Here is a 9,398-nt window from a genome sequence, read left to right as displayed (position 1 = left end):
GCCGAGCCCGGACGCGACGGGACGCGCCTGACCTGCTCCGGAACGAGACCGCCGCCGTTCCGGTGATGGGCGGGACCGGGAGGTGGCGGCGAGCGTTCCCCGCTCTGGTCCGTGCCGGACTCGGCCGCCGGGCGCAGGAGTGCGGCGGTCTGCTTCCACCGCCGCTCCCAGTCGTCCACGTCGCCGCCGCAGGCCGCGACGTAGGCGCGGGTGACCTCCCAGCTCGGCAGGCGGCGGCCGGCCGCCGCCTCCGCCAGCGTGGTGAAGCCGTAGTAGGACCGCTTCGACATGGCCCGGTAGCTCGGCGCGCCCGCGCGCGCCCGCAGCTCGCGCAGCGCGACGGCGAACGCCGCCACCGGGCCCGACTCCGGATCGAGCGGGTTCTCCGGACGCGGCATCAGCGTGAGGGCGTCCGCAACGGGACCAGGGACGCCGCCACGGCCACCGCCCAGCCGGGGTCGACGCCCCGCAGGACGAGGACGACCACCAGGACGGCGACCGGCACGGGCAGTGTCGCGCGCACGTCCGGGAAGGCGACGCAGAGCGCGGAACTCGGAGGAAGGGTCATGGAAGGCTCCCTTGACGACTGGATGGCTCGGGCGGAGAGGAACGCGGGCGGGCGCGGTCGTCGCCGTCCTCCGCGGTTGCCGCCGCGCAGGACGGACCGCGCCCGTCTTGGGCTCATCGTGGCGGATGTCGCCCCGATCCCGAAGCGATCTCCGGGGATTCGTTGTTCGGAGTCCGGAGAAGGCGGGTCCATAGCGCGGTTCCCTCCGCCGCATCAAGACGTTGTTGTTCGGTGTTCCTCCCGCGCGAGCGGCACCTGCTCATGCAGAGGCACGAGCGGACCCGCGGAGCCGAATCATGAACAATGCGCTCCGTGATGAAAGAACCTGTTCAGGCTGGTCACGGCCTCTGGCCGGAGCCGGTGCCCGGCCGGTGCCCCGAACCGCGTTCCGGAGTTCTTGCCGAACAACTCCGCCGGGCGCTTACCTTGGGCTTGTCGATGGCTCCACGTCTGATGGCTCGGGCGGGGCACCACGACCCCGAAGGGCCTCCCGTTGCCGCGGGAGGCCCTTCATATCTGGCTTTGCTCTCGCCCCGGTTCGGGGGCTTCGCTCGGGTCAGTACCTGAGGATGCCGGTGAACTCGTAGGGGGACTGGGCGACGCCCGAGCAGGTGGGGGAGACCTGGCCGTTCGGGCAGCCGCCGTTGTCACGTCCCACCGACCAGAAGCGGACGAAGCCGATGTGGTTGGCGACGGCCCAGGAGTGCAGCTTCTGGGCGGCGGCCTGCGTGGTGGTCATGCCGCTGTCGTTCTTTCCGATCATCGGGGTGACGCCGAGCAGCGACCGCAGTTCGGCGTCGGACTTGCCGGGCCAGATCTGCTTCATCTGCGCGAGGCTCGCGTTGGCGGCGGACACCATGGCGTCGCCCCAGTCGCCGGAGTAGCCGAAGTCCATGAGCATGGGGTTGACGCCGACGGTCAGGCCGCGCGAGGCGGCGTCCTGGAGGATCTGAACGGAGTAGGGGTCCATGCCGTAGTCCTGGCCCTGGACGCGCATGGTGTAGCTGATGGTGGTGCCCCGCGCGTCCTGGAGCTGCTTGAGCGCGGCGTTCACCTTGGGGATGTCGATGGACGCCTCGACGTCCACGTCGAGCTCGTTGGTCTTGACCGTGTCGAGCAGCTTCTCGTAGGCGGCGAGCAGCGAGGCGGTGTCGCCGCAGGTCTGCTCCAGGTAGGGGCCGGCCGCGCCGCCGGTCGCGACGACGACCTGGCCGCCGGCCTGCTGGAGGGCGCGGACGTCGCCGATGACGCGCGGGTCGTCCAGGGCGACGGTGCCGCCCCAGGCCGGGTGGCAGCCGGTGCTGTCGCCGAGCGCGAACGCGAGGGTGTAGTTCTTCACGCCCGTCGCGGACGCGGCGGACGCCAGCGACGGCGTGCTCATCGTGATGTCGATGTACGGCGCGAAGGTGGTGCGCCCGCCGGGCGGGGGCGGGGTGCCCCCGCCCTCGGTGGTCTTGCCGCTGACCGGTGCCGTTCTCTCTCTGGTTCAGCTGTGTTGCATTGGTATCGTTCTAACTCAAACCATCGCTGTGGATGTGCGCCTTCGGCGTATCGCCTGCGGCCCAGTGAGGATCTGCTGGGGCAGTCTGCTGAGCTAGTTGTACTTGGCCATGATCTTGGTGACACCTGACCGGTAGGTGTTTGATCAGCAAGAAGACCTCCGGGCGTAGTGGAGTTGCTCGCTTCACCAACACCCGGAGGTCTGTGTGAGTCACGCTAACGCCCGTCTGACGTTGCATGGCAGATGTCTGCTGGTTCGCCGTGTCGTGTTCGATGGCCGCCCGGTCGCGCATGTGGCGGCCGAGCTGGGGATCTCGCGCCAATGCGCGCACCGCTGGGTGGGCCGATACCGCCGCCAGGGCTGGGACGGGCTGGCCGAACGCCGCAGCGGCCCCCGCACCAGCCCGTCACGGACCCCGGCCGCGGTGGAGGAGCGGGTGCTTGCCGCCCGCCGCGAGATGCGCGCCGGGCCCGACCACATCGCCGCGGCCACCGGGGTGCCGGCCCGCACCGTCACCCGGATCCTGCGCCGCCACGGCGTCCCGGCCCTGGCCGCCTGCGACCCGCTCACCGGCACCCAGATCCGCGCGACCCGCCACAGCGACCGCCGCTACGAACACCCCAAACCCGGCGCGATGATCCACCTGGACGTCAAGAAACTCGGCCGCATCCCCGACGGCGGCGGCTGGCGGATGCACGGCCGCAGCGAAGCCGTCCGCGGCCGCGGCATCGGCTACGACTTCGTGCACACCGCCATCGACGACCACACCCGCCTGGCCTACGCCGAGGTCCTGCCCGATGAGAAAGGCACCACCTGCGCGGCGTTCCTGACCCACGCGGCGGCGTTCTTCGCCGCGCACGGCATCACCCGCATCCAGCGGGTACTGACCGACAACGCCCGCAACTACCGCAGCAGCCACGCCTTCCAACAGGCATGCGCCGACCTGGGCGCCCACCAGAAGTTCACCCGACCCCGCTGTCCGTGGACCAACGGCAAAGCCGAACGCCTCAACCGCACCCTGGCCACCGAATGGGCCTACCGACGCCCCTACACCAGCAACCAGCAGCGCACCGACGCACTCGGCCCCTGGCTCGAGCACTACAACACCCAACGCCCCCACTTCGCCCTGGGCGGCAAACCACCCATCACCCGACTGTCACCAAGATCATGACCGAGTACAGCTAGAGGTTCCTTGTGCGCTCGTCGATCTCGTCGAGCCTGGCGTTCTGGCGCCGTAGGTGCTCGCGGATCTCTTGGAGCTGAGCCCACAGGAGCGCGAACTCTTCGCTTGGCCCCTCGGCTTCGTCCTCTGGCTGCTCGGCAGGTTGTGCTCCCCGCGCACGCGGGGGTCGTCCCTACCGGAACCGGCCCTACTGGTGGACCTCCGTGGGTTCACAGAGACTGAAGAGTCTTCAACCGGAAGTCAGGGCATTTAGAAATGTCACGGACACGAACGCGGTGGGTTCAGAGCTGGTCGCTCGGTCAGGGAGTATCGGTGGGCGGCCTCGCGCTGGCCGAAGAGGGCTTAGCGGCTGGGTGGCCAGGTGCGCACCTGCGTAGGCCGCCGGCGGGCCGGCCGTCGGGCGCGGACCCTTCGATTCGCCGGCTCTGCCATTTGCTGCCGCTACCGCACCCGAAAGTGATGTGAAACTCCCACTGCGGGCGCAGCGATCCCATGCTGAGAGCTGCTCGGCGGGCTCGGGTGCGGCTGCGGGGCGAAGGACTGCTTGCCTGGGCGCGGCGGTGACGGAGGAACGATGGCCTATGACGATCTTCGGCCGGGGGATCCGCACCGGCTCGGTGAGTACCGGCTGGTCAAACGGCTCGGCGCGGGCGGAATGGGGCGGGTGTTCCTCGGGCGTTCGGTCTCGGGGCTGCCGGTCGCGGTGAAGCTGATCCACCATGACTTGGCCGGTGACCAGGCCTTCCGTTCCCGGTTCGCCCGGGAGGTCGAGGCGGCCAGGGCCATCAGCGGGGCGTTCACCGCGCCCGTCATCGACGCCGATCCCGATGCCGATCCGCCCTGGCTGGTCACGCAGTTCCTGACGGGGCTCTCGCTGCAGGAGGCGATCGAACGCCATGGCCCGATGCCCGCGCCCGCCGTCGCAGCGCTCGGTGCGGGGCTGGCCGAGGCGTTGGTGTCCATCCATCAGGCCGGGATCGTGCATCGCGACCTCAAACCGTCCAACATCATGCTCTGCGCGGATGGTCCCCGGGTCATCGATTTCGGGGTCGCGCACGCTGTCGCCGCCGAGGCCATAACGCGGACCGGCGCTATTGTCGGGACTCCCGCGTACATGGCTCCCGAGCAGGCCACCGAAGGCGTCTGCGGACCGGCCAGCGACGTCTTCTCGCTCGGCTGCGTCCTGGCCTATGCCGCGACCGGCCGCCCACCCTACGGCCCCGGCAGCGCCCAGATCCAGCTCTACCGGATCGTGCACGAGCAGCCGAACCTGGACGCCATCACCGATCGGCCCCTGCATCACCTCGTCCGGGCCTGCCTGGCCAACGATCCGGCCGCACGCCCCACCGCCCGTGCGCTGCTGGACCACCTGGCCCGGCCGCCGCGGGGAACGACGTGGCTGCCGGCCCCGGTGGCCACCGACATCCACCAGCGCACGATCGCCCTGCCACGCCGCAGGTTCCTCACCCGGCTTCCGGTCCTGCTCGCCATCGCCTTCCTCCTGCCAGCGCTGATCTTGGGCGTGACCCTCTACTTCTGGGGCTGACGGCGGCACCAGAGAGCGGGCGCACCTGCATCGGATCCGGCGGCGCGGACGGGCGTCCAGGCCCGCCAACCCCAGGCCGGTGCCGCGCATCTAACCGAGTACCCGTCGGCCCGCCGAGGGGTCGGCCGGGTCCGCCCTGGCGGGTCTGCCCCCGGACCTGCCTGGCGGGCGTGCCCCTGCTCACCGTTTCCGCAGCTCCACGCTCCCCCGGACGGAGACACAGATGCAACCACTACTTGCCACCGACCCCCGCAGCGTCGGCGGTCACCGGCTGATCGCCCGGTTAGGAGAGGGCGGGATGGGCCAGGTCTTCCTGGGCACCTCGCCCGGCGGCCGGATGGTCGCCGTCAAACTCGTCCGCGCCGCGCTGGCAGACGAACCCGGATTCCGCGAGCGGTTCCAGCGCGAGGTCACCGCGGCTCGCACGGTCAGCGGCGCCTTCACCGCGCCGGTCATCGACGCCGACCTCACCGGACCGGCCCCCTGGCTGGCCACCGCCTACCTTCCCGGCCTGTCGCTGCACGACCTCATCGCCGCGCACGGGCCGCTCGCACCGGAGGCGGTGCGCTCGCTGGGGGCCGCGCTCGCCGAGGCACTGACCGCCATCCACCGGGCCGGCATCACCCACCGCGACCTCAAACCCCCCAACATCATGATCACCACGCAGGGTGTGCGGGTCATCGACTTCGGGATCGCCAAGGCCGCCGACGGCACCGCGCTCACCCGCAGCGGCCAGATGTTCGGCACCCCCGGCTACCTGGCGCCCGAGCAGGCCGCCGGCGCCGCCATCGGCCCGGCCACAGACGTCTTCGCCCTGGCCGCGGTGCTGTGCTACGCCGCCACCGGCCAGGGCCCCTTCGGCACCGCGAGCATCCCGGTGCTGCTGCACCGAACCCTGCACGAGGAACCCCGGCTGGCCGCGATCGGTGATCCGGCCCTCGCCCGGCTCATCGCCGACTGCCTCAACAAGGACCCCGCACACCGGCCCACTCCCGCGCAACTGCTGGCCGCCCTGGCCCGACCGCAGGACGGCATCGGCTGGCTTCCCCGCCCGTTCGCCGAGGCCGTGCTGCGCCAGGCCGCCCTTCCCGTCCCGGCGCCGCAGCCGGCGACCGCCCCCCGATACGCTTCCTGGAGCCGCAGGCTGGCCGCCACCCTCCTCGACGCCCTGTTCATCCTCGCCCCCATCGCAGGCTTCGCCGCCGTCTTTTTCATCGTGTTATGGGTGCGTCTGCACTTGACGATCCTGGACAGGAGCACCACAGGGCTTTCGATCATCGACTTCTTCACCTACGTCGGTTACTTCGGGTGCCTCATCTCCTTCTTCGTCCTGCTCGTGCGGGCGTTGGTGCTGGAAGGGCGAACCGGTCAGAGCCCAGGCAAGCGGCGGCTCCACATCGAGCTGGTCGACGCCGATTCGGGTCGTCCGATCGGTTTCGGCCGGGCGCTGCTCAGGCGGCTGGCTCACATCCTCGACGCGCTGCCCGCCTACCTGGGCTACCTGTGGCCGCTGTGGGACCCAGCCCGCCAGACCTTCGCCGACAAACTCCTGCGCACCCTCGTGCTGGACCACCACCGGACCCGCCCATGAAACCCACCCGCACGAACCCGCGCACGGCCGGCGGCAAGGACGGGGAGGATGAGGTGTTCTCGGGATCGATCCCAGGAGCGGATGTGAACAGTCCAGGTTTCTCGCGGCGGTCTTTCCTTCGGGCCGCGGTGCTGGCCGGAGCGGCAGCAACGATCGGGGCATGCGATCTTGACGCGTCGGTGTCCACCAAGCTGAGCGGCCGCAAACCGGTCTGGAAGCACACCTTCGCCACCAAGGACACCGGCTTCATCACCCCCGGTTTCCTCAGCGATGATCAGCTCCCGTACTCGCTGGCCGTTTCGGACACCATGCTCTACGCCTCCTTCGAGGGGAGGCTCTACGCCTTCGACACCTCCGGTCGCCAACGCTGGGAGGCACCGTACGGGCAATACGACGCGTCCGGCGACTACGGCCCCACGGCGCCGCGACTTCTCGACGGCGTCCTGTACACCGTCCGCAACGATCCCGGCGGCCGCGGCACGCTGCAGGCCCTGGACCCGGCGACCGGGCGGCTCACCTGGCACTTCTCACCGGGCGCTTACCTTTCCCCGCCTTCCGCATCAGCCGGTCGCGTCGTCGTGTGCAATTCCCGCTACCTGTACGGACTGGACGCCGCGACCGGTAGGCAGCTGTGGCGGGTGGGCGGTGGTTCCCAGTTGTACCTCGGAGTACCGGGGATCACCGGCGACACCGCCTGCATCGTGGGCATCGGCGGCATCCTCGACGCTGTGGACACCAGGACTGGAGACGTGCGCTGGAGCCGGCCCCGCGACCCGAGCGCCGCGAACAAGTTCGACCAGCACGCCTTCATCACCGGGGACGACGGGGTGTTCTACGTCCGCGACGTATACAACCGTCTGCAAGCCGTGTCGGCCTCCGACGGCAAGGTCCACTGGACCAACCAGGACACCCCCCAGGGCCCGAACGCCGCGGTGCTGTCCGGCGGAGTCCTCTACGTTGCAGGCCACGGCGACAATGCCGGTGTTCTCGCCATTGATCCCGGCACCGGCAAGACCCGATGGCGGGCCCCCGTTCCCGCCCCTCAGCCGGTCATCAACGCCTCTCCCGCCGTGGCCGATGGGGTGGTCTCCGTCACCGGAGAAGGCCTGCTCTTCACCCTCGACGCAGCGACCGGAAAGCAACGGTGGACGGCCCGGATCACCGATTCCGTCGACACGCGCGTTCCTCTAAGCGGGCCCGCAGCAGCGGACCGGCTCGTCTTCGTTCTCTGCAAGGACGAAGCGATCACCGACGACGCGGGCAACAAGGACGGCCCCGTCGACCACCTCTACGCCTACCGCATCTGAGCGGCGTCCTCCCACGCCCCCGCAAGGGCGGAGAAGCAGCAGCCGGTCCAGGACCTGCGGGAGCGGCTTCCAATGAGCGGTGCTCGCGGAAGAACGCGACCTGCCACCCCCGCCATGGCCCCCGGCCCCCGGCCACGAGCACGGCGGCCAGAACACCACGATCTCGTGCAAAAGCGCCCCGGGATGCGCCGGGATCTGGCTTCAGAAGGGGCATCCCCCGTAGTGGCCGGTGCTGAAGCCCCCCGAGCCGTAACCGAAAACCGGCGGCTTCATCTCCTCCGCCTCACGCGCTGCTGTGCGCTGGGCGTTGGTGAGGTTCTTGCGGAACAGTTCGGTGAGGCGATGGTCGTCGCCCAGCACCCGCGCGCTGTCGGCCAGCAGCGCTGTCAACAGTGCGATGGCCTTTTCGGAATCACCGCACCTCTCGCAGGCGGCCGCCAGATCGTTACGCGCGGCCAGGGCGTGTGGGTGATCGGCGAGTAGGGCCCGTTCCCATGCGAGCACGACCTGCTCCAACGACTGTCTTGCCCGCAGGAACAGACCGTCCGCCAGGGCGATCCTGGCGAGGTTGTGCCGCATGGCCAGCGTGTCCGGGTGCTGGTCGCCCAGCACCCGGGCGCTGGCGGCCACAGCCGCCTCCAGCAATTGCCTCCCCTGCGGATCCCCGGCGGCCGCCGACGCCGTGGCCAGGCCGTTGCCTGAGATCACGGTGTCGGGGTGGTCGGGCCCCAGCAGCCGCTCACGCTCGTCCAAGACCTCCGCCAGCAGCCGCTTCGCCTCCTCGGGCCGGCCCTCCTCGATTAGGAGGACGCCCAGGTTGTCGCGCACCCTGAGCGTCTCCGGGTGGTGAGGGCCCAGCACCTGCTCCCGTCCGGCCCGGACCTGCTCGAACAGCTCCCGGGCCCGCCCCAGGTCACCCCGGACTACATAGGCCCCCGCAAGACTGTTGCGTGAAGCCAGGGTGTCGGGATGGTCGGCGCCCAGCAACCGCTCCCGATCGGCCAGCACCCGGGCCGCCAGCGGAACGGCACGTTCGACTGCGCCGCCGCGCCAGTAGGCATAGGCCACGGCATGGCGCGAAGCGAGGGTGTCAGGATGGTCGGGGCCCAGTATCCGTTCCCGATCGGACAGGACCTGCTCGAACAACTCCCTGGACCGCTTCAGGTCTCCGACGTCCAGGGATGCGTCCGCCACGGCGTGGCGCGAAGCGAGGGTGTCGGGGTGATCAGGACCCAGTACGCGTTCCCGCTCAGACAGCACCTGCCTGAACAACAACAGCGCCCGCCTCAGGTAACCGGCCGTCCGATGCGCCTCCGCCAGGCTGTGGCGTGAGGCCAACGCGTCCGGGTGGTCGGGGCCCAGCGCCTGCTCCTGTTCCCGGCACCGCTGTGTCCACATCTGGACGAGCTGTCGTTGATCATCGGTCACGACGCACCCCAAGTCCATCGGCGGTGCAGCTTGTCGTGGGTGGGGACGACTGCGAAGTGGCGTTCGGCCTGTTCGGGTAGGGCGCAGTTGGCGCCGTGGACGAGCAGGAAGGGTTTGGTGAGGCGCGCGGCGGCGCTCAGGCTCTCATACGACAGCAGTGCCACCTCGCTCGCCGCGCGTGGATCGACGTCAAGCACACCTACCACCTCACCATCACCGACCCGGAGCGGAGCGGACGGCGCTGACACCGATGCTCGACAACCGCACATGACCT

General features: G+C 70.1%; 8 protein-coding genes and 1 pseudogene. 4 read left to right on the top strand and 5 right to left on the bottom strand.

The window, feature by feature from the left end; genetic code table 11:
- The 3 genes and pseudogenes from DZF91_RS07590 to DZF91_RS07585 form a co-directional block, all read right to left on the bottom strand.
- A pseudogene (locus tag DZF91_RS07590) lies at positions 1-398 on the bottom strand (helix-turn-helix domain-containing protein); the annotation flags it as partial.
- Complete coding sequence (locus tag DZF91_RS39555) at positions 398-568, bottom strand: hypothetical protein (RefSeq protein ID WP_158587875.1); 171 nt, start codon at positions 566-568, stop codon at positions 398-400. The gene DZF91_RS39555 and the pseudogene DZF91_RS07590, both read right to left, overlap by 1 nt.
- A gap of 556 nt (positions 569-1,124) precedes the next feature.
- On the bottom strand, positions 1,125-1,949 hold the full coding sequence (locus DZF91_RS07585) for a glycoside hydrolase family 18 protein (RefSeq protein WP_199486484.1): 825 nt from the start codon (positions 1,947-1,949) through the stop codon (positions 1,125-1,127).
- 325 nt (positions 1,950-2,274) lie between these two features.
- On the opposite strand from DZF91_RS07585, the gene DZF91_RS07575 reads away from it, so the two are divergent.
- The 4 genes from DZF91_RS07575 (at position 2,275) to DZF91_RS07560 (ending at position 7,696) form a co-directional block, all read left to right on the top strand.
- Complete coding sequence (locus DZF91_RS07575; RefSeq protein ID WP_117356766.1) at positions 2,275-3,240, top strand: IS481 family transposase; 966 nt, start codon at positions 2,275-2,277, stop codon at positions 3,238-3,240.
- Between the two features lie 586 nt (positions 3,241-3,826).
- Positions 3,827-4,798 (top strand): serine/threonine-protein kinase, encoded by a 972-nt coding sequence (locus DZF91_RS07570; protein ID WP_117356765.1) that lies wholly within the window; start codon positions 3,827-3,829, stop codon positions 4,796-4,798.
- A 223-nt stretch (positions 4,799-5,021) separates the two neighbouring features.
- Complete coding sequence (locus DZF91_RS07565; protein ID WP_117356764.1) at positions 5,022-6,389, top strand: protein kinase domain-containing protein; 1,368 nt, start codon at positions 5,022-5,024, stop codon at positions 6,387-6,389.
- Entirely contained in the window at positions 6,386-7,696 is a 1,311-nt protein-coding gene (locus DZF91_RS07560; protein ID WP_117356763.1) for a PQQ-like beta-propeller repeat protein, read from the top strand. The genes DZF91_RS07565 and DZF91_RS07560 overlap by 4 nt, the downstream gene beginning before the upstream one ends.
- A 201-nt stretch (positions 7,697-7,897) precedes the next feature.
- On the opposite strand, the gene DZF91_RS07555 is transcribed toward DZF91_RS07560, so the two are convergent.
- Entirely contained in the window at positions 7,898-9,124 is a 1,227-nt protein-coding gene (locus DZF91_RS07555) for a tetratricopeptide repeat protein (RefSeq protein ID WP_158587874.1), read from the bottom strand.
- Positions 9,121-9,321, bottom strand: a complete 201-nt coding sequence (locus DZF91_RS38815) for a hypothetical protein (protein ID WP_147341041.1) — start codon at positions 9,319-9,321, stop codon at positions 9,121-9,123. The genes DZF91_RS07555 and DZF91_RS38815 overlap by 4 nt, the downstream gene beginning before the upstream one ends.
- Positions 9,322-9,398 lie beyond the last annotated feature (77 nt).

It is taken from the genome of Actinomadura logoneensis (genome assembly GCF_003428695.1).
In the GTDB taxonomy this organism is placed as follows: Bacteria; Actinomycetota; Actinomycetes; order Streptosporangiales; family Streptosporangiaceae; genus Spirillospora; species Spirillospora logoneensis.
This window is presented reverse-complemented; position numbering and strand designations above follow the sequence as displayed.